Origin of the sequence: Emticicia soli (assembly GCF_037860775.1) — a bacterium.
GTDB lineage: Bacteria > Bacteroidota > Bacteroidia > Cytophagales > Spirosomataceae > Emticicia > Emticicia soli.
Genome location: NZ_JBBEWC010000040.1, coordinates 1 through 1,015, shown reverse-complemented (window position 1 = coordinate 1,015; position 1,015 = coordinate 1). Strand labels below are relative to the sequence as shown.

Sequence of the window (1,015 nt, the reverse complement as noted above, 5' to 3'; positions counted from 1 at the left end):
TTTCGCAGTGTTTACTGTGATTGTAGGGTTTGGATTAACTGTCAATTTACCAGTTGCACTATTCACACATGTGGCATTGTTCGATGAAATTGTACAGGTCGCTGTATATGAATATGTACCAGCGTTCGCTTGGGTTACTTTCAAGGTCGAGCCTGTCGCCCCTGTGTTCCAGGTGATTGTTCCATTTGAACAGCCTGTTGCTACCAATGTCGCTTCTACACCTGCACAAACTTCTACATCTGCTACGGCTATCTGTGGTTTGCTGTTGGCTTTTACTACTCCACTTGCTTCTGCTGTACAAACTTTACCGTTAGTCGTTAGAGTACAAGTTGCTGTGTATGTGCCTTCTGCACTCACATTGATACTTGTGCCACTTGCTCCTGTGCTCCATGTTACTGTTCCTGTACAGCCCGTTGCTTCCAATTTACCACTTTCGCCTGCACAGATGGTTAAGTCATTTACTGCAATGCTTGGTTTTGGTGCTGTCTCAACTTTTCCTTCTGCTGTACCGATACATCCTTTTGATGTTGTACAAGTCGCTGTATAACTTGTCGTTCCTGCGGCTGTTGGTTTAACTGCCAATGTGCTGCCACTTGGCGTGCCACCACCTGTCCATGTTACCGTACCATTGCAACCCGTCGCTGTTAAGGTAGCGGTTTCTCCTAAACAGATTTTCGCAGTGTTTACTGTGATAACAGGATTAGGATTAACTGTCAATTTACCCGTTGCACTATTCACACATGTGGCATTGTTCGATGAAATTGTACAGGTCGCTGTATATGAATATGTACCAGCGTTCGCTTGGGTTACTTTCAAGGTCGAGCCTGTCGCCCCTGTGTTCCAGGTGATTGTTCCGTTTGAACAGCCTGTTGCTACCAATGTCGCTTCTACGCCTGCACAAACTTCTACATCTGCTACGGCTATCTGTGGTTTACTATTCACTTTTACTACTCCACTCGCTTCTGCTGTACATACTTTACCATTTGTCGTTAAAGTACAAGTCGCTGTGTAGGTA

1 pseudogene is annotated in these 1,015 nt (G+C 45.1%); it reads right to left on the bottom strand.

From position 1 onward, the window contains the following. Positions 1-1,015: pseudogene (locus WAE64_RS24745) on the bottom strand (hypothetical protein); the annotation flags it as partial.